A 25,030-nucleotide genomic window follows, 5' to 3' on the forward strand; every position below is an offset into this window, starting at 1 on the left:
TACCGAATTTTGCGTTTTCCGATGCTGGCAAACGCACTGCAGTGGATAGCTCGAAAAACGGGACTTCGCCCTAAGCGCGGCTGGCTAGATTGATAGCACTGCAATCAATTCATTCACGCGGAGCGAATCCATATGAACGTCAGGGCCACAGGAGCCGAAATCGCAGGCCACCATGCGGACGGCGAAGCCGAGCGCATCGTCGCCACGCTCGTCGCGAAAGCGCGCGCGGCGCAGCGTGCTTTCGAGAATGCAGGACAACAGGCGCTCGATACCGCCGCCGACGCCGCCGCGTGGGCCATCATGGAGCCAGAGCGCAACCGGCAACTGGCGGAACGCGCCGTGCACGATACGGGTCTCGGCAACGCCGACGACAAGTTCCGCAAGAACTATCGCAAAACGCTCGGCTTGCTGCGCGACCTGCACGGACAGAAGACCGCCGGCGTAATCGCGGAAGACAGGGCGAGCGGCATCGTCGAGATCGCGCGCGCAGTGGGCGTGGTGGCGGCGATCACGCCGTCGACCAATCCGGCGGCGACACCGGCCAACAAGATCATCAACGCGCTCAAATGCGGCAATGCAGTAATCGTCGCGCCGTCCCCCAAAGGTTACTCGTCTTGCGCGTTGTTGATCGAGTTCATTCACGCGCAATTCGCCAAAGCCGGTATCGATCCGGACCTCGTGCAGATGCTGCCCGCGCCGATCAGCAAGGCGGCGACCGCCGCGCTGATGCGGCAGTGCGATCTGGTCGTCGCCACCGGCTCGCAGGCGAATGTGCGCATGGCGTATGCGAGCGGCACGCCCGCGTTCGGCGTGGGCGCGGGCAATGTCGCTTCGATCGTCACGGCGTCCGCCGATCTGCATGATGCGGCGCGCAAGATCCTGCGCTCAAAAACTTTCGACAACGCGACGAGTTGCTCGTCCGAAAACAGCGTCGTGATCGAAGACGCCGTCTATCAGCCGATGCTGGCCGAACTGGCCGCATGCGGCGGGGTACTCCTCGACGCCGCGCAGAAGGCCCGCTTGCAACAGGTGATGTGGGTCAATGGCACGCTCTCGGAGCAGTGCACGGCGAAGTCCGCCGAGGTGATCGCACGCGTGGCGGGTCTGGATGAAATCGCCGCGCGTCACCCGGCCTTTCTGATGGTGGAAGAGAGCGGCGCGGGCACCGACTATCCGTTTTCCGGCGAGAAACTCGCGCCGGTGCTCGCCGTGTATCGCGCCGCCGATTTCGATGCCGCAGCCGACGTGGTGCGCGGCATCTACGCGTACATGGGCGCGGGCCATTCGGTCGGACTGCATTCGACCGATACCGCGCAAGCGGTTCAGCTTGGCGTGACATTGCCGGTCGCGCGCGTGATCGTGAATCAGGCGCATTGCCTCGCCACCGGCGGCAACTTCGACAACGGCTTGCCGTTTTCGCTGTCGATGGGCTGTGGTACGTGGGGCCGCAACAACTTCTCGGGCAATCTGGGCTTCCGCCACTATCTGAACACCACGCGGGTCGCGTACCCAATCGAAGAGCGCGTGCCGGAAACGGACGAATTGCTCGGCGATTTCTTCGCGAGGTACGGCCGATGAACACGCCCGCCACCCTTCGCGCGCTGATCGACGAGCGCGCCGCGCAGCATCCGGACAAGCCCTTCCTGCTGGCCGCACTCGACGACGACGAAACGGCGGTTCCTGACCGGCGCGCGACCGTGCTGACGTTTCGCGAACTGCGCGACGACTGCCGAGTGATCGAGACACGCTTCAGGGAAGCCGGCCTGCGGCCGGGCGATGTGATTTCCGTGTTCATGGGCAATGGAATCCAGACGGCCCGTCTGTTGCTAGCGGCCATGTACAGCGGGCTGGTGGCCAATCCGCTCAATCTTTTGTGTCAGCCCTCGCAGGTGCGCTATATCGTCGACCATTCCGATACGCGGATGATCTTCACCGCGCGCGACACGCAGGCGGTGATCGGCACGGCCGTGGCCGAACTGCGCGCTGCTGGCTTGACGCGCGAGATCGCGTTGATCCAGACCGAACCGGACGATGCCGAACCGCCTTCGCTCGCAAAGCGTGAACCTGCTTTGGCCGAAACCGCGGCACATGGCGCGAACGCTGCCGCCGCGCCAGCGCTCGCGAAGCGCGGCCGCGCGCCGCGGCACACGGCGGATGCCGCAACGGCGCACGAGCCCACAGCAGACGAGGTCGCATTGCTGATGTACACCTCGGGCACGACGGGCACGCCCAAAGGGGTCCTGCTGACGCATCGCAATCTAATGGCGAACGCGCGCAACATCAGCGCCGAGCACCGGCTGACGTCGGACGATCGCGTGCTCGCGTCGTTGCCGCTCTATCACATCAACGGTCTGGTGGTGACGCTGCTCGCGCCGCTGTTCCATGGCGGCTCGGCGGTGATGACATCGCGCTTCTCCGCCCGCACGTTCTGGCGCGACGTCGCGCTTCATGCCTGCACGTGGATCAACGTGGTGCCGACGATCGTCGCCTATCTGCTCAATGCCGACGAAGCCTGCACCTACGATCTGTCGGCGCTGAAGTTTTGCCGCAGCGCGTCGGCCGCATTGCCCGCCGATCATCATCGCGCGTTCGAAGCGCGTTTCGGGATCGGCGTGATCGAAACCATGGGCATGACGGAAACCGCCGCGCCGGTTTTTAGCAATCCGTATGAGATGGACCGGCGGCGCGTCGGCAGCATCGGTCTGCCCTCGGGCGGCGAAGCCCGCGTGATCGACCGTGAGGGGCGCGAATGCGCCGCCAACGAATGCGGCGAACTGGTGTTGCGCGGCGAGCAGGTGATGGGCGGCTATTACAAGCGGCCCGAGGAAACGGCCGCCGCCTTCACGACGGACGGCTGGCTGCGCACCGGCGACCTCGGTTATCGCGACCAGGACGGCTACTTCTACATCAACGGCCGCGCCAAGGAACTGATCATCAAGGGCGGCGAGAACATTGCGCCGCGCGAAATCGACGAAGCGTTGTTGCGTCATCCCGATGTGCTGGACGCGGCGGCGGTCGGCGTGCCCGATCCGGCATACGGCCAGGAGATCGTCGCTTTCGTGGTGGCGCGCACGAGCGAGGGACGTAGCGCGCCCGACCCGGCGGATCTGCGCGAGCACTGCGTGCGCGAACTCGGGCGCTACAAGACGCCGAAAGAATTCCGCTTCGTCGATGAACTGCCGCGCGGACCTTCCGGCAAGGTGCAGCGGCTCAAGCTGGTGCCCACCTGACGCGGTGCCGCTCGCGAGCGGGCAAGGCGCGGGCGGAGACAGGCAGGCAGTCGCAGTCCGGTAAATCGGGCGGCCGCTCGCGGCCGTCGTCGATACATAAAAGAGATAGGAGACAGCATGGAAACGCGTATCCGGCGTGTCAAGACACGCCATATCATCCTGGCGGTCATGTGCCTGATGTACTTCATTTCGTACATCGATCGCGTGAACATTGCCGTGGCCGGCCCGTTGATTCGTCACGAGATGGGCCTCACGACCGTTCAGCTCGGCCTGGTGTTCTCGGCCTTTGCTTATCCGTATGCGGCGATGCAGATTATCGGCGGCTGGCTCGCCGACAAGTACGGGCCGAAACTGGTGCTCACGGTGCTATCGCTGATCTGGGGCGTGGCGACGCTCGCCACCGGTTTCGCGGGCAGCGTCACCATGCTGGTCGTGATGCGCTTCGCGCTCGGCATCGGCGAAGGCGGCGCGTTTCCTACCGCGACGCGCGCCTTCACTTACTGGATGCCTGTAGCCGAGCGCGGCTTCGCGCAAGGCATCACGCACAGCTTTGCGCGCCTGGGCGGCGCGATCACGCCGCCGCTCGTGCTGGCCGTGGTGGCGACCGGCGGCTGGCGCGACGCGTTCATCCTGCTCGGCATCGCGAGCCTCGCGTGGACCGTGCTCTACCTCTTCGTGTTCACGAATTCGCCGGAACAGAACCGGCGCATCACGGCCGAGGAAACCGCGGAGATCGGCTACCGCGCCGGCGATTGCGACCGCGCCAAACATGCGGCCACGCCATGGCGCAAACTGGTGCGCCGCATGTGGCTCGTCACGTTCGTCGACTTCTGCTATGGCTGGTTGCTGTGGGTCTATCTGACCTGGTTGCCGTCCTATCTGCGCGAGTCGCGCGGATTCGATCTCAAGCAACTGGCGCTCTTCACCGCGCTGCCGCTGCTCGCGGGCGTGGTCGGCGACACGCTCGGCGGCGTCGTGTCGGACAAGCTCTTCAAGATCACGGGCCGCCTGCGCTTCGCGCGCTGTGCGGTGCTGGTGGTGGGCATGGGCGGCTCGCTGGTGTTTCTGCTGCCGATGGTGTCCGCCACCGATCCGCTCACGGCCGTGTGGTTCCTGTCGGCTTCGTTCTTCTTCCTCGAAATCACCAACCCTGTGCTGTGGACGTTGCCGCTCGACATCGCCGGCAAGTATGCGGGCACGGCCGGCGGCATGATGAACACGGGCTTCGGCGTGGCGGGGATGGTGTCGCCGGTGGTGTTCGGCTATCTGATCGAGAAGACCGGCAGCTACAACGTGCCGTTCAATATCTCCGCGGGGCTGCTCGCGGTCGGTATGCTGGCGGCGCTCTTCATCGACACCAGCAAGACGGTCGAGGCCGATGAAGAACGCGAGCGCGCCGCCGGCGTCGAGTTGGGCGGCATGCCGTCTTTCCTGCACGCTGGAGCGGCGGTGCGGCTGGAGCGCCATCACTTGCGCCGGCCGTTGCGGTGGCGCAAGTGATACGAGTGACGCAAGCGGCACAAATGAGTAAGTGACGCGAGTCATGCAAGGCGGGCGCGTATGCAGCGCCCGCCGCTGTTATTGCGCCGCCTTGAGGGCCCGCAAGCGCCAGATCAGGCTCGACGTATCGAATCGATTGCCGCCGAGCGCCTGCACGTCCGCATAAAACTGATCGACGAGCGCGGTCACCGGCAACGACGCGCCATTGCGCTTCGCTTCGTCGAGACAGAAGCCGAGGTCCTTGCGCATCCAGTCGACGGCAAAGCCGTAATCGAACTTGCCGTCGATCATGGTCTTGCCGCGATTGTCCATCTGCCAGCTGGCCGCCGCGCCCTTGCCGATCACTTGCAGCACCAGCGGCATGTCGAGGCCCGCGAGCTGGCCGAAGTTGATCGCCTCAGACAGTCCTTGCACCATGCCGGCGATGCAGATCTGGTTGACCATCTTCGCCAGTTGCCCGGCGCCGACGGCCCCGATCAGCGTGACGGCCGCGGCGTAGTGCGCAAGGACCGGTGATGCCTGCTCGAAGACGGCGGGCTCGCCGCCGCACATGATCGTCAGCTTGCCGTTCTGCGCGCCGGATTCGCCGCCCGACACGGGCGCGTCGATGAAATGCAGACCTTTCTGGCGCGCGACTTCCGCTAGCTCGCGCGCGACGTTCGCCGACGCCGTCGTGTGATCGACGAACGCGGTATTGGGCGCCATGCCCGCGAACGCACCGGTATCGCCGAGCGTGATGCTGCGCAGATCGTCGTCGTTGCCGACGCACGCGAGAATCAGGTCGGCGCCGTTCGCCGCTTCACGCGGCGTGTTTGCGGCCCGGCCGCCGTACTCGGATACCCATTGCTGCGCCTTCGACGCCGTGCGGTTGTACACGGTCACGTCGAGGCCCGCTTTCGCGAGATGGCCGGCCATGGGATAGCCCATCACGCCGAGGCCGAGAAAGGCGACGCGGCGGACGGTGGCGGTGGAGGGCTGCGCGGTTGGATGATTCATTGGGGCTCCGTGGAGTGGGCTGGGTTTGGGGTTGGGGCAATCATTATGACAAGGCTGGCGTTTTTTAGCCGTGACGCGCCGTTGTGCCGCCGCTGCCGCCCGCGCCGCTTGCCGAAGATGACAAAAATCTCATTTTTCCGCCATGTTGGCACTGCGGCAGCGCCGTAGCATCGGTCGCACCTCGTCAACACATCACGCATCCATGCTCACCCGCAACCTTGCTGCCGTACTTGCGATCGCTGCGGTGAATCCGGCCTTTGCGCAAGCCGATGCGGCGCTCGTGGAAGGCAATCGGCCTTCGCCATCGACCGCACTGGCCGCGGCGTCCGACGGCGCCGCCTTGCCGCTCGACGAGGCGCTCGGCATCGCCGCCGAGAACAACCCGCTGCTGCGCGGCGCGCGCGCCGACGCCGATGCATCGCGCGGCACGTTCATGCAGGCGGGCGCCCGACCCAATCCGCAGATCTCGCTGCTGCAGGAGGGGTTCGGCCGCACGGAGCGCACGTCGACGGCACTCGTCAATCAGACCGTCGAACTCGGCGGCAAGCGTCAGGCGCGCCTCGACGTCGCTTCGTATGGACGCGAGGTGGCGCTCGCATCGCTCGATGCGCGCGGCGCGGCCTTGCGCTCAGACGTCATTGCCGCGTTTTACGGAATGCTCGCGGCTCAGCGCCAGTTGCAGGTCGCGCGGGAATCAGCCGACATCGCGGCGAGGTCCGCGGAACTGGCGGAGAAACGCGCGCGCGCGGGCAAGGTGTCGCCGGTCGAGGCGACCAAAGCGCGGGTCGCCGCCACCGGCGTTCAGATCGAGCAGGCCAACGCCGCCTCGCGGCTGACCATTGCCGCGGAAAAACTCGCCAACGTGACGGGCAGTCCGCTCGTGCGAGGACGCCCCGCGACCGGCGATATCGAAAGCGTGCCGGCGATCGAACCGCTTGCCGAACTATTGCCTCAACTGATCGACGCGCCGCTTGCGCGCGCCGCGAAGGCCGAGAGGTTGCGGAGCAACGCCGCCATTGCCGTCGAGCGCGCGAAGCGCATTCCGGACATCACGTTCAGCGCGGGCATGAAGCGGGTTGTGACCGGCGCGGTGCCCGACAACCAGGCCGTGGTCGGCATCTCCATTCCGCTTCCGCTTTTCGACACCAACAAAGGCGCGCTGCTCGAATCGGTTCACAAAGCCGAGAAGGCAAGCGCCGACTTCGACAGTGAAAAGGCGCGCCTGCAACTGGAGCTGACTCAGGCGTACGCCAATTACGAGCGATCGAGCCTGGAGGCGCGACGCCTGAAAACCGATGTCCTGCCGGCCGCGCGCGAGGCGCTCGACGCAATGTCGCGCGGTTATGAGCTCGGCAAGTTTGGCTTTCTCGATGTCCTGGATGCGCAGCGCACGCTGTTTCAGGGCCAGTCGCAATACGTCCAGGCATTGACCGATGCGCACCTGGCCTACGCCGAAATCGGCCGGCTTGTCGGTGTCCCGCTTCGCAACAGTGCGCCTCGCTTACCTTGAAGGATTTTTCATGCTGCGCAGAAAACTCATCGTCGCCACTGCGGTGACCCTCAGCGGCGTGAGCGTCGCGCTCGCCGTGTTCGCGATGACGCGGGTGTCGTCGAATACTGGAGATACTTCGGGCGCCGTCGAAGCATCGGCAAGCGCGCAGGGTTCGTCCGGCCAGCATGGCGGCACCGTGTTCAGAGACGGTGCGCTGGCTGTCGAAGTCGTCCTGTCCGAGAAACCGGGGGACGCGCGGCTCGTCGTCTATCCTTTCGTCGACGGCAAACCCGCGGACAAGGACCTGGTCGTGTCGGGTTCCATTACGCGTTACGACGGTTCGATGCAGCCATTGCAATTCGCGTCGGCAGGTCAGAAGCTGACGTCCGCCGAACCGATCGCGAAGCCTCACGTCTTCGACGCATTCATTCATCTCAAGTGGCGCGGACAATCCGCATCGTTCGTGTTTTCGCGGGCCGATGGTGCAATCGCGCTCAGCGCGGCGCAAATCGAGGCGGCGCAGATTCGTCTCGACCGCGTCGGTCCCGCGCAGATTCTCACGACATTCCAGCTTCCTGGTGAGATCAGATTCAATGAGGATCGCACGGCCCACGTCGTGCCACGCGTGGCGGGCATCGTCGAGCGAGTCGATGTTTCGATCGGTGAGAAAGTCGCGAAGGGGCAAGTGCTGGCGGTCATCGCCAGCACCGATCTTGCCGATCGCAGAAGCGAATTGCTGAGCGCGGAGCGCCGGCTCGCGGCCGCACGAACATCGTATGAACGCGAAAAGACGCTCTGGCAGGAGCGCATCTCCGCCGAGCAGGACTACCTCCAGGCGCAGGTCCAGTTACGCGAAGCCGAGATCGCCACGCAGAACGCCCGCGCGAAGCTTGCCGCGCTGAATGCCCCGCCATCGGCCGGCGCCTTGAACCGTTACGAATTGCGCGCGCCGTTTGCTGGAACGCTGGTCGAGAAGCACGCGACGCCCGGTGAGGCGATCGCCGCGGATGCCAAGGTCTTTATTCTCTCGGACCTCTCGTCCGTGTGGGCCGAAATGGCGGTGCCGGCGCAGCGCCTGAACGATGTGCGTGTCGGCCGCGAAGCCACGGTCAGCGCCACCGCGTTCGACTCGAAGTCGAGTGGTCCGATTGCCTACGTCGGCGCGCTGCTCGGCGAGCAAACCCGCACCGCGCCGGCGCGGGTGGTGCTGCCGAATCCCGATGGCGCGTGGCGGCCGGGCATGTTCGTCAATGTGTCGGTGGATGCCGGCAAACAAAGCGTGCCGCTCGCGGTGGCGAGCGACGCGCTGCAGGAGATAGACGGCGGGCCCGCCGTCTTTGTGCAGTCGCCCAAGGGTTTTGTCGCTCAGGCGGTCGAGACGGGGCGCCGTGACGACAAGGTCGTCGAAGTGGTGAAAGGACTTCTGCCGGGCCAGAAGTATGTCACCGCGAACAGTTTCGTCCTCAAGGCTGAACTCGGGAAGGGCAGTGTCGAGGAACATTGACGCCCCGACGCCATGAACCCGTCATGACCTGCGATGACTTGCAGTAAGCAGACCGCTTTCCCGAGCCTCGGTTTCCAAGGACCCTCCGCATGTTTGAAAGACTGATTCGCTTCGCCATCGCGCACCGCTGGCTGGTCATGCTGGCCGTTGCCGCGGTCGCGGGATGGGGCGTGTACAGCTATCAGAAGCTGCCCATCGACGCCGTGCCCGACATCACCAACGTTCAGGTGCAAATCAACACTTCAGCGCCGGGTTATTCGCCGCTCGAAGCCGAGCAGCGCATCACCTATCCGGTAGAGACCGCAATGGCCGGACTTCCCAATCTGGCGCAGACGCGCTCCATCTCCCGCTACGGGCTCTCTCAGGTCACGGTGATCTTCAAGGACGGCACCGACATCTACTTCGCGCGTCAGCTCGTCAACGAGCGGATTCAGGAAGCCAAGGACAAGCTGCCGCCCGGCGCGACGCCGGCGATGGGGCCGACCTCCACGGGTCTCGGCGAGATTTATCTGTGGACGGTGGAGGCCGACGCGTCGGCCGTCAAGCCGGACGGAACCCGCTACACGCCGGCAGATTTGCGCGAGCTTCAAGACTGGGTCGTGAAGCCGCAGCTTCGCAACGTGCCGGGCGTCACCGAGGTGAATTCCATCGGCGGCTTCGTGAAGGAGTTCCGGGTCGCACCGAATCCCGCCAAGCTCATGTCATACGGCTTGACGCTCGCGGACGTGGTGCGCGCGATCGACCGTAACAATGCGAATGTCGGTGCGGGCTACATCGAAAAGCGCGGCGAGCAGTATCTCGTGCGCGTGCCAGGTCAGGCCCGCTCGGTCGAAGACATCGCCAATGTCGTGCTCACCAACGTGGGCGGCGTGCCGGTTCGTATCAAGGACGTCGGACAGGTGGACATGGGCCGTGAATTGCGCACGGGCGCCGCGACGTCGAACGGCGAAGAGGTCGTGCTCGGCACCGTGTTCATGCTGATCGGAGAGAACAGCCGCACCGTCGCCAAGGCGGTCTCCGTCAAGATGGAAGACGTCAACCGTACCTTGCCACCAGGTGTGCGCGCGATTCCCGTGTACGACCGCACCGTGCTGGTCGAGAAAGCCGTGCAGACAGTGAAGAAGAACCTGCTCGAAGGCGCGGTGCTCGTGATCGTCGTGCTGTTCCTCTTTCTCGGCAACATGCGCGCGGCGCTGATCACGGCGCTCGTCATTCCGCTGTCGATGCTGATGACCTTCACCGGCATGGTCAATGCGAAGGTGAGCGCCAACCTCATGAGTCTGGGCGCACTCGACTTCGGGATCATCGTCGACGGCGCGGTGGTGATCGTCGAAAACTGCGTGAGGCGCCTTGCTCACGCACAGACGCTCGCCGGGCGGCCGTTGACCCGCGAGGAGCGTTTCGCCGAAGTCTTCGGCGCGTCGCAGGAAGCGCGCCGCGCCCTGATATTCGGTCAATTGATCATCATGGTGGTCTATCTGCCGATCTTCGCGCTCACCGGCGTCGAGGCAAAAATGTTTCACCCGATGGCGGTCACGGTCGTGATGGCGCTGGCTGCCGCGATGGTGCTGACGGTCACCTTCATCCCCGCCGCGGTGGCGCTGTTCATCGGCAAGCGCGTCGAGGAAAAGGAAAACCGCTTGATGGGCTGGGCGAGGCAAGCCTATGAGCCGCTGCTCACCGCTTTCATGACGCGCCCGAAACGTGTGTTCGCCGGCGCGGCGCTGATCGTCACGCTGAGCATCGGTCTAGCGGCGCGACTCGGCAGCGAGTTCGTCCCGAGTCTGAACGAGGGCGACCTGGCCGTTGCCGCATTGCGTATTCCGGGCACGAGTCTGTCCCAATCGGTCAGCATGCAAATGTCTATTGAGAAAACGTTGAAGCAACGCTTCCCGGAGATCGAGCGCGTGTTTGCCCGCACGGGGACGGCGGAAATCGCCGCGGACCCGATGCCGCCCAATCTGTCCGACGGCTACATCATGCTCAAGCCGACGGACACGTGGCCGGACCCGAACAAGTCGCGCGCCAAACTCGTCGAGGAAATCGAAGCGGTGCTCGCTGAACTGCCGGGCAATAGCTACGAGTTCTCCCAGCCGATTCAACTGCGCTTCAACGAATTGATTTCCGGCGTACGCAGCGATGTGGCGGTGAAACTCTTCGGCGACGACATGGCGGTGCTCAGCGGCACGGGCGAGAAGATCGCGGCGGCATTGCAGAAAGTGCCGGGCGCTTCGGAAGTGAAGATGGAACAAACCAGCGGCTTGCCGGTTCTCACCATCAACGTGGACCGGGACAAGCTGGCGCGCTACGGCGTCACGGTCGGTGACATTCAGGACACGGTCGCGGCGGCGGTCGGCGGCCAGAAAACCGGCACGCTGTTTCAGGGCGACCGGCGCTTCGATATCGTCGTGCGCTTGCCGGACGAACTTCGCTCGGATATCGAAGCGATCAAGCGCCTGCCGATTGCGTTGCCATTCCCCGCGCCGGTGAGCGGCAGCGCGCCGCTCGCGCAGGCGCCTTATGTGCCGCTCGCCGAACTGGCCACCGTCGACGTCGCCCCTGGTCCCAACCAGATCAGCCGCGAAGACGGCAAGCGGCGCGTCGTGGTGAGCGCGAATGTGCGCGGACGCGATGTCGGCTCTTTCGTGGCGGACGCGCGCGAGCAGATCCGTCAGGACGTTCAGGTGCCCTCGGGTTACTGGTTGTCGTGGGGCGGACAATTCGAGCAGTTGCAAAGCGCGACCGAGCGCCTGAAGCTGGTCGTGCCGCTGTCGCTCTTCATGGTGTTTGTCCTGCTGTTCATCATGTTTAATAATGCTAAGGATGGCTTGCTGGTGTTCACGAGCATTCCGTTCGCATTGAGCGGCGGCGTGCTGTCGTTGTGGTTGAGGGACATGCCGCTTTCCATTACGGCGGCGATCGGTTTCATTGCGCTGTCGGGTGTCGCGGTGCTGAACGGGCTCGTCATGATTTCCTTTATTCGAAACCTGCGCGATGAGGGCACGGAACTGGACACGGCTGTCCGTGAGGGCGCCCTGACGCGGCTGCGGCCGGTCCTGATGACGGCGCTCGTCGCGTCGCTCGGCTTTTTGCCGATGGCATTCGCCACCGGCACGGGCTCGGAAGTGCAGCGGCCGCTGGCAACGGTGGTCATTGGTGGCATCCTGTCGTCCACGGCGCTGACGCTGCTGGTTTTGCCCGTGCTGTACCGGGCCGCTCATTCGTCGTCATGGCGCGCTGCTGCCCTGAGCCGGCTGGCGAAAACTTCGCCCGCCCAGCTACTGCGCCGGTTCGGCATTTTTTCGAGGTAGTGTGAATGCGGATTTTGTTAGTGGAAGACGAGCCGAAGACCGGCGCCTATCTTCGCAAGGGGCTATCGGAGGCGGGATATGTTGTCGATTGGTCGGAAGACGGCGTCACGGGTCAGCATCAGGCGGAGACGGAAGACTACGACCTGCTGATCCTCGACGTGATGCTGCCGGGACAGGACGGTTGGACGCTGCTGCAAAACCTTCGCCGCACGCGGCTCACGCCCGTGCTGTTTCTCACCGCACGCGACGATGTTGGGGATCGTGTCAAGGGACTGGAGCTCGGCGCCGACGACTACCTCGCGAAACCGTTCGACTTCGTCGAGCTGATCGCGCGCGTGCGGTCGATCCTGCGGCGCGGCAAGCCACGTGAATCCACCTCGCTGAAGGTCGCGGATCTCGAGCTGGATCTGACGCGGCGCAAGGCAACCCGTCAGGGCGACGTGATCCTGCTTACAGCCAAGGAGTTCACGCTGCTGTGGCTGCTCATGCGCAAGGAAGGCGAAATCCTGCCTCGCGCGACGATCGCCTCGCAGGTGTGGGACATGAATTTCAACAGCGATACGAACGTGGTGGATTCGGCAATCAGGCGGCTGCGCTCCAAGGTCGACGACGCCTACGAACCCAAGCTCATTCACACCGTAAGAGGCATGGGCTACGTGCTGGAAAACCGGGACGGCGGCAATTGATCAGGCGCGTGGTGCCGCGAACGCTGCGGGCGAGGCTCACTGCTCTCATCATCCTGTCGACCTCGGCGATCCTCGCGTTGAGCGGCTTCGCGCTATATGAGGCGCTGCGCAGCCGCCTCGAGTCGACCTCGATCGAGCATATGGCCGGCACGATGGCGGCGTTGCGCACGCATCTGGCGGGGATCCAGAATGCCGATGGCATTGCCGGCAATGCGGAGACGTGGATCGACCTGTTGCATGGGCACCCGAACCTGGCGCTCGCCATCTACGATACGATGGGGCAGCGCCTGTCGAGCACCCTGGGGTTTCGGCCCTACCCGCCGATCCCCGCAACCGGGGCGAGCGGTGCGGCCGTGAATCTCGCGCCCACCGGTTCGAATCTTCGATACCTGGTGGAAAGCGTGCCGCTCAATGACGGAATCGGGCCATTGGTGCGCGTCGCCGTTCAGTACGATGGAACCAGTGATCAGGCTCTGTTGCGCGCGTATGCGTACACCGCGGTGGTCATCGAAGTATTAGGCGTGGTGCTCGCCGCCGCGTTTGCGTACGGCATCGCCATGCTGGGCCTGCTTCCGCTGCGCAGGCTGGTGGCTCGGGCAGAGGAGATGTCGACAAGCCGCCTGGCGCTGCCTCTGCCAGAACTGGAAGCGTCGGGCGAGTTGAAGGAACTGGAGCACGCCTTTAACGGCATGCTGGCGCGGCTCGACGAATCGTTCACCCGGCTGAGCCAGTTCTCCTCCAATCTTGCCCACGACATGCGCACGCCGCTCACCAATCTGCTCGCCGCGGCTCAAGTGGCGCTGTCACAGCGTCGGAGCGCGGAAGACTACCGGGACGTGATCGAATCGAGTGTGGACGAGTATCAGCGACTGTCGCGCATGATCGAAGACATGCTTTTCCTCGCGCGCTCCGATCAGGCTGACGCACCGCTGTCCTTGCGTTCGCTCGACGCGGTTGCGGAGGCCGAACGCGTCGCCGGCTACTACGAGACCATGGCCGAAGATGCGCAGGTCACGATCGAGGTGACGGGCGAGGGCACCGTGCAGGCCGATCTGCTGCTCTTTCAACGCGCGCTCAGCAACCTGCTGTCGAACGCGCTCGTGCAGGCGCCGCAAGGCAGCACGATTACCATCGACTGCAAGCAGGAGCCGGGCTCGACCACGCTGAGCGTGTCGGACTCGGGAGCGGGAATCGACGCTCGTCATATCGAGCGCATATTCGAGCGGTTCTATCGTGTCGACCCGTCGCGGCACGGTTCGGCCTCGGGCACGGGGCTGGGTCTTGCCATCGTGAAGTCGATCATGAACAGCCACGCAGGACAGTGCGGGTGCGAAAGCCGGCCTCATGTCAGCACCCGTTTCTGGCTGCAATTTCCCCGGCGCGAATGTTCGAATAACGGCCTGACCATGTCCATGACGGACGACGCCGCCCGCCCATAAAGATTGAGCGAGCGCGCGTCCGCGCGCAACGGGCAAAGGTATGCCGCCGGAGAGGCTCGCTTCCGGCGGCATGCGCCGCTATTTGTTCGCGACGAGTTTGTCATGCTGATCCATTGACGGTGCCTTCTCACCGGCATGCCGCGTAACCGCGTGCGTCTGCTTGTTCCGGGCAATCGTGTTGGCATCCGGCGGGTATTGTGTCTTGCTGGTTGGCGTCACGCCGTCATGCTGGGCTTGAACGAGTTCGTGGTTCACCTGCTCGCGAGACTTGCCTTGCGCCTGCGCGGCTGGTGAGAGTGCGCCGATCATCGTCACGGCAACGACGGACAGGGTGAAGAGTCTTGCAGCATTCATGTCGAGATCTCCTTTGTGGCGACCGCCGGTCGGCGATTCGTGAGTCCAGTATGAATCGCAGGCGGTGTGCCATCGTGACCGCAACATGAGAAAAATGTCAGGACAAACGGTATCGACAAAGCGGCATCGAGCGCCGCTTGCATGAGATTTTTGTCATCTTGGCGTGATGCTGGCGGCGACCTTCGCGGAGCAGGATGACTCATCTTCTTCTACGAATGACGAGGCGGCGAATGCGCGCGTTACTGCAGAAATCTGCCTTGCTGATGATCCTGGCCGCCGGTCTCGCAGGATGTGCGAGTAGCGGCAGCAAGCCAGCGGCTTCCGCTAATACGTCGGCTTCCACGCAAAAGGCGCCGACGGATCTCGCGCCAGGCGAGCAGATCGACTACGCCGGCCATCGCTGCGGCAATCCGAATCTGTATGTGAAGATGCATCTGTGTGTCTTTCCGCGCCGATAGCGTGGCCTATTTGCCGGCCCTCGTAAGAAGGCCGGCACGTCCGCGAGATCAGCTCGGATCCGCGTACTTCAGCGTCCAGCCCAACGTGCGTTGACTACCCGCCGTCAGCGCAAACGGAAGCGTCGTACAAGCGAACTTTGAATGCAACTGCCCAATTGGCGTGGTCGACAACGGATTGGTGACGCCGGCCGCCATCTCGAAGTTGGACAGCGCGCAGCTGTCGAAACCCGTGGTGCCATAGCTGGTCGCATTGCTATTCGCGTATTTGACCGAAAACCCGTCGCTATTCGCCGTGGTGTTCTGGAAGTCCGCAAACGACGTGAAATCCGTCTCGACCGCCATGTTGCCGGTCAGCGTGGCGGAGCTCAGCGTATCGGTCCGGGTCATCGAGCCATGATCGAACGTCAACACCGTATGCACTTGCAAGTCGATGTCGGTGGCGTACGTTGCATTCTTGGCGGCTTGCCGGAATTTGGCAGTGTCGAACGACACGACAACCTGACCGTTGTTTTCCTGGACACTCAGATTCTTGTAGTACGTGACCGGGATGTAGGTCTTCCCGTTATACGTAACCTGCGGAATCAACAACGCGTAGCCCAGATCCGTGGTTCCGTAGATCAGCTTGTCGGAGAACGGTGTCGGGTAATACGGCGTGTACGAGTTGTAATCGGGTGCCTGGCTCAGGTTGAGATTGATGACGCGTTTGCCATCGCGCACCGTAACGAGCGCCGCGCTGTACGGATGAGCCGTATCGCCCGGCAAGTTGTACCAGGTCAACGTGTAATGCGGTCTTGCATCCAGCCACGCTTGCAGATCAGTGTCGGACATGGGCGCCTTGCTGCCGAAACCCAGCTTGTCCCACCACGCATTCACGTACATAAACTGATGCAGCAGGCTGAAATTCTCACCCATGACGCGAGGTTTGCCGCGATACGTATCGGTCCCGCGGCCTTTCACCCACATATTTACGGATGGCGTGGGCAGCGTCGGGTCGTACCAGAACGTGTCGTAGCGATAGGCCGCCTTGTAGATGAACGAATAGGCGACCTGCATTTCCTGCGCGGTCAGTACGCCTGCATTGGCCGCAGCCGTGAGGACTTCCATGAAGGCCGAATCGCCGTATGGCCCGATGGATCGGCCGTAGTTGAAACCCTGGCCGTCGGCATTGAGTTGCGGAAGAATCAGATCGACCGATTTGCGCAGATACGATTTCAGTTCCGGCGTCAGATTGGCCTCGTTGCCCATTTCCAGCGTTCGCTCCGTCACTTCGCCGATCAGCAGCGTGCTGTATCGGTCGAAGCGCGCCTGGTCGTAGTAGGTGGTGTGCGTATTCGACGCTTCGTCGGAAAAGCCGCCGGATGAATCGTTTCGAATGTGATTGGTGAGCGTGTACAGAAGCGCGTCGCGCGCGCCCATCGTTGCCACGGTTGGATCGGTCTTGGACGAGAAGCTCGGATTGCTCCAGCCGAGTTTTTGCCGCAAGCCCGCAATGCCGTAGGAAACCGCGTAGTAGTTTTGAGCGGTATTGAGCGATGCAACGTCGATCGGCACGCCTGCCGCCGGGCACGTATTCGTTTTGCCGCTTGCGTCCGCGCCGAACATGTCGCAGAAGTTCAGCCGATTTTGCAGCGTGGTCAGCATGGCGTCGCTGAAAACTTCATTGAGCATGCCGTGCGCCTTGAAATTGTTCAGCGCAACGAGATAGTAGTACTCGCCCCAGGAGGTATTCGCATACACGTAATCGGCGCCGTGCATCTGCGTCATCATCGCGGTCGTTATTTTCTGGTACGTCGCAAGATAGTCCGCGTATTTCGGATCGCCCTTCGCTTTCATATCGATCAATATGTACGACAGGCCGAGCGCCAGCTTACCCGGCAGGAATTTATCCCCCGTGTTGGTATCCAGCACATGAACGGGGCTGCCATCGCCAAGATCCATCACCACTTGTGTGAAATCAGGCGCTTTCTTGATGAGGTCGAAGAGCGCTCTCATCTGTCCCATCATGGTGATGGGAACGCCGGCACCCGACGGCACGCTGGTGTCCGACGCGCCGTAGACAATGCCGTGAAGAGAGACGGCTCCGCCTTTCGACGGATCGCTCGGGGTGTCGCTCACGCTGCCACCGCAAGCGGTGACGAGAAGAGCGGTGAGCGTACTGAGTGCAAACGCAAACGAGGTTTTTCCTGGTGAAAGCATGTTGTCTCCGGATTTATTTGATCGATGCGTGATTCACATTTTTGATTTACCTATTACTTGCCTTTTCTTCTCCTTTGATAAGTAAAAGTGAATGCATTTTTCATTGCCGGATTCGACGCTATTCACCTGCGGGTAAGGCCACGGTGACTCGTCCTGGTATCCGACGCGACACTACGACTGGTGCTGACCTCGGCGACAACCTTCAATAACAGTCATATGTCGTCAGACAACATGAATCAAACGAACACTGCCGACCTGACGCCTGCGCCACGCGGTCACCGTCGCATGCCGCTATCGCTCACTCGCAAACGTATGCGGGTGGAATATCAGCCGAATCGGACAACAGTGAAGCATGCCGCGCCGAGCGCGGCAATGAAGAACCTAGCACTGAAATATTTGGTAAGTGGTAGGAGATCATATCTCTAGCAAGATGGCAAGTGTCATGTGAAACGGCCGCAAGGGGCGGTGCCGACCTTGCCGATGAAGGCCGTGCAGATAGCCGGCCGCAAAGTGTCCTTTTTACGTCCGCGCGCAATGGCGATAGACATCGGGTTGAAGGCGAGGGCAATAGCGCGGGGAATAGAATCTGCCTGGATTCGCTGGCCGTTGAATGCGCGATTCGAGGTCGGCGACGCGAACGCGAGTGTCTTCGCGAGTGCATTGAAGTTCTTTGCCGTTGCATGCGGACGCGGTGCTTCGCCGAACTTGCCGGTCCGCGTCGAGATATGGCGGGCCTATCCGCGGTCTATGCACATTCGAGAACAATCCTCTCCACACAGGGCCCTTATTCTCAAGCGGCCACCTTTCTAGACTGTCGTCACTGAATTACGAACAGGGCTGTTCGTAGCAGAGCAAAGCGAAGTCTGGAGGTCGTCATCATGAAGTCCCTTATTCAAGCCGTTGTGGTTGCCGCTGCCCTTGCCGCGCCGGTTGCCGTGTTCGCTCAATCGAACTCGCCTGTGACCCGTGCGCAAGTGCGTGCCGAGTTGATCGAACTCGAACAGGCCGGCTATAACCCGGCCCGCGGCGAAGATCCGAACTATCCGGCTGATATTCAGGCCGCCGAAGCGCGCGTCGCGGCACGGCACGCGGCGACAGGTTTTGGCGGCACCACGAGCGGTTCATCGGACGCGGGACGTGCGCCGGTTTCCAGCGCGGATTGGAATGCGATGTACAACCATCCGTGATGAGTGGTGCGTGAGTTTTTCAGCGGCGTGCGTGACGGCGTCATTGGCATCATCGAGCGGGCATGTGGTGACGTCGAAGTGATCGAGGTTCAACAAGCCGCCGCGGAGCAACGCCGTCATGCGCGTGACCGCTTCGGCCGTCGTTCGACGATAGCCGCGCCCGGCACTGCGTATGCCGGGCGCTACGCGTTCAAGCCTCCGACCCGGCCTCCTCATCGACCAGTTCGGCGATGTCATGTACGTCCACCGTGCAACCCACCCGGTTTCTCACGCCGCGGCCCCACGCCTGCACATGCGCGCCCGGCGTCAGATACGCGACGAGTTCGGCCGCGGCATGCGGCGGCATGCGCAGCGAAGTGCCGTCTTCCAGCAACGCGCCGCGCAATTCGCCCTTCGGTCCGTAGAGCGGCATGACGACTTCGCCTTGCACATCCATCGGCTCGCCGTCGTGCTCATGGCCGTGGCCGTGCTCATGTTTCGGGCCGTGTTCGTGAGGCCGCGGGCCTTCGTCGACGATCTCGATGCCTTGCCGGCTCGTCAGCGAAATGGCGGCGATCAGATCGGCGCCGCGCGGTTTCACGCCGCGTATGCGCACCGTGTCGCCCGGCGCGATATGGCGCGCGATCAGTTTGCCCAGATGCGGCGGGAAATGCACCTGCTGCTGCGTACCGTCGGCGTGCTGAAGAATGAAGCCGTCCGCATCGCCGTGCGGATTGAGCAGGAACAGCACGACTTTGCCGCGCGTTTCCGGCAGGCAGGCGGGGTCGATCCAATGCATGGTGAAACTCCTTTGTTCGAGTGATGAGTCGGGACTACCTGGGCGGGGTGTCGTAGAGCACCGTGAGATTGCCGGGTGTACCGAAGGCGGTGGCTTGCAGTGATTCGCCATAGCGATTACGCGTGCCGTAGCCTTGCGCCGCGATCGTCGCGCCTGGCTGCAACAGGTTCGCGAAGCGCGCGGCCGCGGGCGGCGTCAGCTTGATCACGGTGCCGTCGGTAAGGAGTACGCCGTCGGGTTCGCCGCGCGGCGCGCTGGTGACCCGCAGCACGCGGCCCGTGGCATCCAACTTGACGAGCCCGACGCCGGCGAGCGACTTCGGCAGACGCTGGGCATCGACCGGCGGCGGTTGATCGACGATGCTGCGCCCGTTGTTCGCGTCGGCGATCTGGCTGGCGCGCAGCGTACCGCCGGGCTGCGCGACGCCGTTCACGTTGACCGTGGCGCCCGGCGGGAAGGTGGCGGCCACCTGAGTGCCGATATGCGGCGGGAACCGGACTAACGTGTTGTCGGCGAGCAGCATGCCGTCGACATCGCCTTCCGGGTTGATCACATAGCGCTGGACCACGCCGCTCACACTCGCGGGAGCGCCATCACGAGGAGCCGCGGCGAAGGGCGGCGGCGGTGGCATCGGTGCGCCGGCGCTCGGCGCGGGCGGCGGCATGGTTTGCGCCGCGCAAGCTGCCGTCGCGGCGGTGACGGCGAGCGCGGCCGCCGCGCGTGCGATCGGGTTGAAACGGTTCATTGTCGGACTCCTTCGACTGCAATGTCGTGCAGGAGTCTTCGCAACCGCTATGCCATGCCGCTATGGGTTGTCGCGTAAGGCTTTCCGCCGTAGCGTCCGGTTGATGATGTCGCCTGGCTGGACGGCGGGTGTCGCCCAGTTGGACACCGGCAAGCGCATCAACCGAGCTTGTACGCGGCGATCTTCGTATAGAGCGATTGACGGCTGATGCCGAGGCGGCGCGCCGCTTCCGCGCGATTGCCCGCGCTCTGCTGCAACGCGCGTTCGATCGCTGCGCGCTCCAGCCATTCGATCGCCTGCGGCAGCGGCAGATCGAGCAGCGCGGCGGGAATCTCGCTCACGCCGGCGCGCGGCGCGGTGAGAAAAGCCAGATCGTCGGCGGTCACGAGCGGGCCGCGTGCGAGCGCGGCGACACGCTCCATCGCGTTCTTCAACTCGCGGACGTTGCCGGGCCACGCGTGCGCGAGCAGGCTCCGCTCGGCATCGCCGCTCAAGGTCCGCGCGGGTCCGGCCAGATTCGCGGCGGCGATGAGAAAGTGCGCGGCCAGCGGAAGAATATCGTCGGGACGATCGCGCAACGGCGGCAGATGAACCGGAATCACGTTGAGCCGGTAGAACAGATCCTCGCGGAACGTGCGCGCCGCGACTTCCGCCGCGAGGTCGCGGTGCGTCGCGGCCACGATCCGCACGTCGATGGCGACGCTCGTGTTGCTGCCGACCGGCGTCAGCGTGCGCTCCTGAATCACGCGCAGCAGCTTGGCTTGCATCGGCAACGGCAGGTCGCCGATTTCATCGAGAAACAGCGTGCCGTCGTTCGCTTCGACGATGCGGCCGGCGCGCTGCGTCACCGCGCCGGTGAAGGCGCCGCGCGTGTGGCCGAATAGTTCGCTCTCCAGAAGTTCGGCGGGAATCGCCGCGCAGTTGATCGCGACGAACGGCGCGTGGCGGCGCCGTGACGCGTCGTGCAGGACGCGCGCCGCAACTTCCTTGCCGGTGCCGGTTTCGCCCGTGATCAGCACGGTCGAATCCGTGGCGGCGGCGCGGCCGATCTGCTTTTGCGCGTCGCGCAGCGCCTCGCTGTTGCCGAGCAGGCGAGGCGTGCCGTCGGTGACGTCTTCGTTCGACGCCGGCAGCGCCGGGCCCGACGTCCCGCGATTGGACGCTTCGATCTTGCGCAGCAAGGACGCGATCGCGTCGCGCCCGACCGGCTTGGTCAGGTGCTCGAAGGCGCCGAGCCGCATCGCGTGAATGGTGTTGTCGCTGGTGGCGAAGGCGGTCAGCACGACCACCGGGAGCGCGGCGCGCGCCGGCATCGCGCGCAGACGCTCGAGCACGTCGATGCCGCTCAGGTCCGGCATCCTGATGTCGAGAAACATGCAGTCGATGCGCGTGTCGCTGGCTAACCTCGCAAGTGCATCGTGGCCGCTGCCTGCCTGCTCGATGACATGGCCAAGGTCGCCGAGCGTTTCGGCGAGGCTTTCGCGGAAGGCGTCGTCGTCGTCGACGATCAGGATGTGCGCCATGGGATCTCGATCACAAAACAGGCACCGCGCTCGCGCGCTTCATAAAAGGCACGGCCGCCATGCGCGGCAGCGATCTCGCGTACCACGGCGAGGCCAAGCCCCGAACCGGCAGCGTGGCCGGTCACGAACGGTTCGAAAATGCGCTCACGCTCGGCGTGCGGCACGCCGGGACCGTCGTCGCTCACTTCGATCCGCAGCGCCGCGGCGGGGCGCGCCGCGCGCAGCGTGACGTGGCCGCCGGATGGCGTATGACGCAGCGCGTTGAGGATCAGATTATCGATGGCGCGCGCCAGTTGCTCCGCGTCGAAACAGGCCTGCGCGGGAAGCCCTTCGGCGCACTCCAACGCGAGTGCGATGCCGGCCCGCGCGGCCGCGTCCTGATGCCATTCCATGCGCTCGGCGAGCCAGCTGCGCAAATCGACGGCGTGGGCGTCGATACGCACGGGCTGGGTCAGCGCGAGCAAACCCGACAGTTGCCGTTCCACCCGCTGAATCTGTTCGAGGATCGCGCCGAGTGCGCGCTGCTTGCGTTCGGTGTCGCCGTTCAGGGCATTTTCCGCCTTGAGCCGCATCGCGCCGATGGGGTTGCGGATCTCGTGCGCCATCTGCGCCGAGAACCGGCCGATTGCCGCGAAGCGTTCCGCGGCCGCGAGCTGCGTATGCAGATCGCTGGCTTGCTGCTGCAAGGACGTGGCGCGCGCGCCGTAGACGTTGAACGCGTGGACGATCTTGTCGAGGTCGGGCTCGCCGGTCGGGGCAATCGGCGTGAACAGGTCGGCGGGGCGGCTCAGGCTGGCCTCGATGCGCGCGAGATTGGCGCGCCAGCGTCGCAGCAGCACGCCGAGCGCGATGGCGATTCCGACGATCACCGCGAGCAATACCGCAAGGGTGGTCACGAGCGCTTTGCCCGACGGCCCGAGCGGAGGATGCACGCGCGACAGTGTCCACGCAAAGAGGCCGTCCCGATGCGGCACCGGACAGGCGGTGACGATCACGGCATCCTGCTGGCCTTCGACGAATTCGGATGCCGCCGCACGTGTCGTGGACGCCGCGCGCAAGGTGCGCAGAATCAGCGGCGTCTCGGCATCGGGGATGTCGCGCTTGATGCCGCTGCCCTGATAGGTCGGAAACGCGTACGCGTCGAAACTGCCGCGCGGCGCGCCTTCCGGCCGCCAGAAGCCGCCTTCCACGCCGTCCATTTGCGCGAGCACGATGTCGAGGATCGCGTGCATCAGGTCGGTGTTCGGTCCATTGGGCGACGCGGGTTGCGCGGCGGGCGCGGCGGCCGCGGGTTGACCGGCGCGTGGCGCGGCGATCGGCTCCGCCGTCCGGTCGATCGACAGGTCGTAGCGCGACCCGATCGTCTCGCAGCCGGCCAGCCCCTGCTGACGCGCGACGCTGATCTGCCGTCCGAGATTCGCTTGCGCCATGAACCACACGAGCCCGATCAGGACCGCGCACATCACCGCAACCAGCAGCCAGAAAACGATCAACTGACTGGCGAACGATAAACGTCGGGGAGCAGCGGCCATGAGTGCGTGGTGAAGGATTGGAGCTAGACAGTAGCAAAATTCCGGCCCGTGGTGCGCGAGTCACCATCAGGCGTTCGACGACGCTGCAAGCGGACAGGCGCGGGCTCGCTGTTGCGCCGCTGGACAACCGCTGTCTACGAACCGGACAGCACTCCGCGTCACCGCTGGCCGCTTCCCCACACTCGCGGCGTTCACGCGCCAATGGCATACGAGTTGCGTCAGGCTGGCCGCCGTCCCGGCACTCGTCGCCAGTGAGGTCGTCCGCATGTTGAAGCCGATACGCTCGAACCGTTCGCCACGCGGCGCGCGGGACCGCTGTGCCGCGCCGGGGGCATCGTGAAAGCCAACGCGCGCTGGAGGCGCTGAATTTCTTCGTGGCCGATGTGCAAGCCGGTATCGGACCGTTTCTCGGCGTGTTCCTGCAGGCGCGCGGTTGGGGCGCCGATCAGATCGGCACGGTCATGACGATCGGCGGCATCGCCGGCATGCTCGCGACTTCGCCGGCCGGCGCGCTGGTCGACGCGACGCGCCATAAGCGCAGCCTCGTCGTGTGCGCCGGTCCGATGACCATGCTCGCGTCCGGCTTGCTGTGGATCTCGCACGGCTACTGGATGGTGGCCGCGTCCCAGGTGGCGACCGCGATCACCGGCGCGGCGATCGGCCCGGCCTTGGCGGGCATGACGCTGGGCATGGTCAGGCAGCAGGGTTTCGACCGGCAGTTCGGCCGCAATCAGGTGGCCAATCATGGCGGCAATGTGGTTGCGGCGGCGCTGTCGGGTTGGCTGGGCTGGCGTTACGGGTTCGGCGCGGTGTTCGTCCTGAGCGCGCTGTTTGGCTTGTTGTCGATTGCCGCCGTGGCGTCGATTCCGCGCGATGCCATCGATCACGATGCCGCGCGAGGCGCCGGCGCCGACACGTCAGATGAAGGCGGCAAAGCACCCGCGAGCGGTTTGCGGGTGCTGTTGCAATCCCGTCCGTTGCTATTGCTCGCCGCGGCGCTCGGCCTGTTTCATCTGGGCAACGCGGCCATGCTGCCGCTCTACGGGCTCGCGATCGTCGCGGCCCATCAGGGCGAGCCGAGCGCGTTCACCGCGCAGACCATCGTCATCGCGCAACTCGTGATGGTCGCGGCCGCGATGCTGGCGACCCGGCTGATCCGCTGGCGCGGCTACTGGTGGGTGATCCTGCTGACTTTCCTCGCGCTGCCGTTGCGCGGGCTGATCGCCGCGTCGGTGATTCACGCGTGGGGTGTGTGGCCGGTGCAAGCGCTCGACGGCATCGGCGCGGGATTGCAGAGCGTCGCGGTGCCGGCACTGGTAGTGCGGCTGCTGGAAGGCAGTGGGCGGGTGAACGTGGGGCAGGGCATCGTGATGACGGTGCAGGGCGCCGGCGCGGCGTTGAGCCCCGCGTTGGGCGGAATCCTCGCGCACCGTTTCGGTTATCCCGCCGCGTTCATCGCGCTCGGCGCGGTGTCGACGGGTTCGCTGGTGTTGTGGCTGGGCTTCGGGGCGTCGCTCAGACATGCGTGCGCGGCACGCGACGCAGCGGGCCGCGATGCGGTCGAGGCGCCATTCCCAGTGTCGTGACACCCGTTTTCGCAGCCGCTTGGTACGCCGCTTGCTGCCCGCTGATGTTTTTATCGCAAGCTGTCACACATGCCCCGAACCCCCGCTACTTGCCAAAGGTGGAGTGCCCGTGAGATCCGGGTCTTGCACGAAATGCCGCGCGTGCTGGTCGTCGACGACAACGCCGGCGCCGCCGAGGCGCTCGCCACCTATCTCTCCTACGAAGGCGTGGAAGCCCGTGCCGCCAATGGCTGCGAGCAGGCGCTGCGGTGCGTGCGAGACTGGGTGCCGGACGTCGTGGTGCTCGACATCATGATGCCGGAGCGCGACGGCTATGAAACCGCGAGCGCGCTACGCAGCTATCTGCCGACGCAAAGTCTGGGCATTGTCGCGTTCACGTCGCTCGATGAGGATCACGTGAAGGAAACCGGCAAAGCGCGTCACAATTTCGACGGATATTGTCAAAAAGGCACGGCCCCGACGGCGCTGCTCGCGTTGATGCGCAAGCTTTGGCGGGAATAGCTGCGCGGCGTC

19 protein-coding genes are annotated in these 25,030 nt (G+C 64.3%); 12 read left to right on the forward strand and 7 right to left on the reverse strand.

All coding sequences use genetic code 11. From position 1 onward, the window contains the following. Positions 1-132 precede the first annotated feature (132 nt). From sauS to P0D80_RS02570, 3 genes are all read left to right on the forward strand, one after another. Positions 133-1,578 carry an acylating sulfoacetaldehyde dehydrogenase gene (gene sauS, locus P0D80_RS02560; protein WP_408280886.1) on the forward strand — a complete coding sequence of 482 codons (1,446 nt, stop codon included), beginning with the start codon at positions 133-135 and terminating at the stop codon, positions 1,576-1,578. After that, positions 1,575-3,230, forward strand: coding sequence for an AMP-binding protein (locus P0D80_RS02565; RefSeq protein ID WP_408280891.1), 1,656 nt, complete (start codon positions 1,575-1,577; stop codon positions 3,228-3,230). Before sauS ends, P0D80_RS02565 begins: the two co-directional genes overlap by 4 nt. A 117-nt stretch (positions 3,231-3,347) precedes the next feature. Next, positions 3,348-4,730: an MFS transporter gene (locus P0D80_RS02570; protein WP_342960570.1), complete on the forward strand. Its 1,383-nt coding sequence runs from the start codon at positions 3,348-3,350 to the stop codon at positions 4,728-4,730. A 78-nt stretch (positions 4,731-4,808) separates the two neighbouring features. Here P0D80_RS02570 and P0D80_RS02575 read toward each other — a convergent pair whose 3' ends face one another. Beyond that, entirely contained in the window at positions 4,809-5,726 is a 918-nt protein-coding gene (locus P0D80_RS02575; protein WP_408280893.1) for an NAD(P)-dependent oxidoreductase, read from the reverse strand. 202 nt (positions 5,727-5,928) lie between these two features. Here P0D80_RS02575 and P0D80_RS02580 point away from each other — a divergent pair, with 202 nt between their 5' ends. From P0D80_RS02580 to P0D80_RS02600, 5 genes are all read left to right on the forward strand, one after another. Next, complete coding sequence (locus P0D80_RS02580; protein WP_408280896.1) at positions 5,929-7,236, forward strand: TolC family protein; 1,308 nt, start codon at positions 5,929-5,931, stop codon at positions 7,234-7,236. 10 nt (positions 7,237-7,246) lie between these two features. After that, complete coding sequence (locus tag P0D80_RS02585; protein WP_408280899.1) at positions 7,247-8,722, forward strand: efflux RND transporter periplasmic adaptor subunit; 1,476 nt, start codon at positions 7,247-7,249, stop codon at positions 8,720-8,722. A gap of 89 nt (positions 8,723-8,811) precedes the next feature. Beyond that, on the forward strand, positions 8,812-12,033 hold the full coding sequence (locus P0D80_RS02590; RefSeq protein WP_408280902.1) for an efflux RND transporter permease subunit: 3,222 nt from the start codon (positions 8,812-8,814) through the stop codon (positions 12,031-12,033). A gap of 5 nt (positions 12,034-12,038) precedes the next feature. Beyond that, on the forward strand, positions 12,039-12,719 hold the full coding sequence (gene irlR / locus P0D80_RS02595; protein WP_408175096.1) for a heavy metal response regulator transcription factor IrlR: 681 nt from the start codon (positions 12,039-12,041) through the stop codon (positions 12,717-12,719). Further along, positions 12,716-14,158 (forward strand): heavy metal sensor histidine kinase, encoded by a 1,443-nt coding sequence (locus P0D80_RS02600; RefSeq protein WP_408280905.1) that lies wholly within the window; start codon positions 12,716-12,718, stop codon positions 14,156-14,158. The genes irlR and P0D80_RS02600 overlap by 4 nt, the downstream gene beginning before the upstream one ends. 78 nt (positions 14,159-14,236) lie before the next feature. Here the strand turns inward: P0D80_RS02600 and P0D80_RS02605 are convergent, their stop codons facing one another. Beyond that, a complete protein-coding gene (locus P0D80_RS02605) occupies positions 14,237-14,512 on the reverse strand; it encodes a DUF4148 domain-containing protein (protein ID WP_408280907.1) in 276 nt (91 codons plus the stop codon). Positions 14,513-14,742: 230 nt separating this feature from the next. On the opposite strand from P0D80_RS02605, the gene P0D80_RS02610 reads away from it, so the two are divergent. Beyond that, positions 14,743-14,970 carry a hypothetical protein gene (locus P0D80_RS02610; RefSeq protein WP_408280910.1) on the forward strand — a complete coding sequence of 76 codons (228 nt, stop codon included), beginning with the start codon at positions 14,743-14,745 and terminating at the stop codon, positions 14,968-14,970. A 48-nt stretch (positions 14,971-15,018) separates the two neighbouring features. On the opposite strand, the gene P0D80_RS02615 is transcribed toward P0D80_RS02610, so the two are convergent. After that, the gene (locus tag P0D80_RS02615; RefSeq protein ID WP_408280913.1) at positions 15,019-17,166 is read right to left on the reverse strand and encodes a hypothetical protein; all 2,148 of its coding nucleotides are present in this window, start codon (positions 17,164-17,166) and stop codon (positions 15,019-15,021) included. An 878-nt stretch (positions 17,167-18,044) separates the two neighbouring features. On the opposite strand from P0D80_RS02615, the gene P0D80_RS02620 reads away from it, so the two are divergent. Then, positions 18,045-18,353, forward strand: a complete 309-nt coding sequence (locus P0D80_RS02620; protein ID WP_408175090.1) for a DUF4148 domain-containing protein — start codon at positions 18,045-18,047, stop codon at positions 18,351-18,353. A 190-nt stretch (positions 18,354-18,543) separates the two neighbouring features. Here the strand turns inward: P0D80_RS02620 and P0D80_RS02625 are convergent, their stop codons facing one another. The 4 genes from P0D80_RS02625 to P0D80_RS02640 all read right to left on the reverse strand — a co-directional run bounded on the left by P0D80_RS02625 (position 18,544) and on the right by P0D80_RS02640 (position 22,931). After that, positions 18,544-19,131, reverse strand: coding sequence for a hypothetical protein (locus P0D80_RS02625; protein ID WP_408175089.1), 588 nt, complete (start codon positions 19,129-19,131; stop codon positions 18,544-18,546). 34 nt (positions 19,132-19,165) lie between these two features. Further along, on the reverse strand, positions 19,166-19,876 hold the full coding sequence (locus P0D80_RS02630; RefSeq protein WP_408280917.1) for a hypothetical protein: 711 nt from the start codon (positions 19,874-19,876) through the stop codon (positions 19,166-19,168). Between the two features lie 158 nt (positions 19,877-20,034). Further along, the gene (locus tag P0D80_RS02635; RefSeq protein WP_408280920.1) at positions 20,035-21,399 is read right to left on the reverse strand and encodes a sigma-54-dependent transcriptional regulator; all 1,365 of its coding nucleotides are present in this window, start codon (positions 21,397-21,399) and stop codon (positions 20,035-20,037) included. Beyond that, positions 21,384-22,931, reverse strand: coding sequence for a sensor histidine kinase (locus P0D80_RS02640; protein WP_408280923.1), 1,548 nt, complete (start codon positions 22,929-22,931; stop codon positions 21,384-21,386). Before P0D80_RS02640 ends, P0D80_RS02635 begins: the two co-directional genes overlap by 16 nt. A 317-nt stretch (positions 22,932-23,248) precedes the next feature. Here P0D80_RS02640 and P0D80_RS02645 point away from each other — a divergent pair, with 317 nt between their 5' ends. Further along, positions 23,249-24,517, forward strand: a complete 1,269-nt coding sequence (locus tag P0D80_RS02645) for an MFS transporter (RefSeq protein WP_408280926.1) — start codon at positions 23,249-23,251, stop codon at positions 24,515-24,517. A gap of 69 nt (positions 24,518-24,586) precedes the next feature. Continuing rightward, positions 24,587-25,018 carry a response regulator gene (locus P0D80_RS02650; protein ID WP_207915701.1) on the forward strand — a complete coding sequence of 144 codons (432 nt, stop codon included), beginning with the start codon at positions 24,587-24,589 and terminating at the stop codon, positions 25,016-25,018. Positions 25,019-25,030 lie beyond the last annotated feature (12 nt).

Origin of the sequence: Paraburkholderia sp. RL17-373-BIF-A (assembly GCF_046030175.1) — a bacterium.
Classification (GTDB): domain Bacteria; phylum Pseudomonadota; class Gammaproteobacteria; order Burkholderiales; family Burkholderiaceae; genus Paraburkholderia.

Excerpts from the sequence above, each read along its gene's own strand:
- sauS (WP_408280886.1), top strand. The coding sequence starts at position 133 with ATGAACGTCAGGGCCACAGGAGCCGAAATCGCAGGCCACCATGCGGAC.
- P0D80_RS02565 (WP_408280891.1), top strand. The coding sequence starts at position 1,575 with ATGAACACGCCCGCCACCCTTCGCGCGCTGATCGACGAGCGCGCCGCG.
- P0D80_RS02570 (WP_342960570.1), top strand. The coding sequence starts at position 3,348 with ATGGAAACGCGTATCCGGCGTGTCAAGACACGCCATATCATCCTGGCG.
- P0D80_RS02575 (WP_408280893.1), bottom strand. The coding sequence starts at position 5,726 with ATGAATCATCCAACCGCGCAGCCCTCCACCGCCACCGTCCGCCGCGTC.
- P0D80_RS02580 (WP_408280896.1), top strand. The coding sequence starts at position 5,929 with ATGCTCACCCGCAACCTTGCTGCCGTACTTGCGATCGCTGCGGTGAAT.
- P0D80_RS02585 (WP_408280899.1), top strand. The coding sequence starts at position 7,247 with ATGCTGCGCAGAAAACTCATCGTCGCCACTGCGGTGACCCTCAGCGGC.
- P0D80_RS02590 (WP_408280902.1), top strand. The coding sequence starts at position 8,812 with ATGTTTGAAAGACTGATTCGCTTCGCCATCGCGCACCGCTGGCTGGTC.
- irlR (WP_408175096.1), top strand. The coding sequence starts at position 12,039 with ATGCGGATTTTGTTAGTGGAAGACGAGCCGAAGACCGGCGCCTATCTT.
- P0D80_RS02605 (WP_408280907.1), bottom strand. The coding sequence starts at position 14,512 with ATGAATGCTGCAAGACTCTTCACCCTGTCCGTCGTTGCCGTGACGATG.
- P0D80_RS02610 (WP_408280910.1), top strand. The coding sequence starts at position 14,743 with ATGCGCGCGTTACTGCAGAAATCTGCCTTGCTGATGATCCTGGCCGCC.
- P0D80_RS02615 (WP_408280913.1), bottom strand. The coding sequence starts at position 17,166 with ATGCTTTCACCAGGAAAAACCTCGTTTGCGTTTGCACTCAGTACGCTC.
- P0D80_RS02620 (WP_408175090.1), top strand. The coding sequence starts at position 18,045 with ATGAAGTCCCTTATTCAAGCCGTTGTGGTTGCCGCTGCCCTTGCCGCG.
- P0D80_RS02625 (WP_408175089.1), bottom strand. The coding sequence starts at position 19,131 with ATGCATTGGATCGACCCCGCCTGCCTGCCGGAAACGCGCGGCAAAGTC.
- P0D80_RS02630 (WP_408280917.1), bottom strand. The coding sequence starts at position 19,876 with ATGAACCGTTTCAACCCGATCGCACGCGCGGCGGCCGCGCTCGCCGTC.
- P0D80_RS02635 (WP_408280920.1), bottom strand. The coding sequence starts at position 21,399 with ATGGCGCACATCCTGATCGTCGACGACGACGACGCCTTCCGCGAAAGC.
- P0D80_RS02640 (WP_408280923.1), bottom strand. The coding sequence starts at position 22,931 with ATGGCCGCTGCTCCCCGACGTTTATCGTTCGCCAGTCAGTTGATCGTT.
- P0D80_RS02650 (WP_207915701.1), top strand. The coding sequence starts at position 24,587 with ATGCCCCGAACCCCCGCTACTTGCCAAAGGTGGAGTGCCCGTGAGATC.